The 300-nt window shown below is 59.0% G+C and carries 1 pseudogene; it reads left to right on the forward strand.

What is annotated here, in order from left to right:
* A pseudogene (locus B4F27_RS06470) lies at nt 1–300 on the forward strand (translation initiation factor IF-2); the annotation flags it as partial.

Genomic DNA, 300 nt, shown 5'->3' on the forward strand with positions numbered 1-300 from the left:
ATCGTGGCGATCAACAAGATCGACAAATACGAAGCCAACCCTGACAAAGTCCGTACGGACCTGCTGCAGCACGAGGTCATCGTTGAAAAGATGTCCGGTGAAACACAGGACGTCGAAGTATCGGCAACCACGGGCCAGGGTCTGGACGAACTGCTGGAAGCCATCGCGCTGCAAGCAGAACTGCTGGAACTGAAAGCGAACCCGAACCGCGCCGCGGTCGGTGCCGTGATCGAAGCGCAGCTTGACGTGGGCCGCGGCCCCGTTGCGACTGTTCTTGTTCAGAACGGTACGCTGCGTCAG

Origin of the sequence: Sulfitobacter sp. UBA1132 (genome assembly GCF_002311545.1) — a bacterium.
Taxonomy (GTDB): domain Bacteria; phylum Pseudomonadota; class Alphaproteobacteria; order Rhodobacterales; family Rhodobacteraceae; genus Sulfitobacter; species Sulfitobacter pontiacus.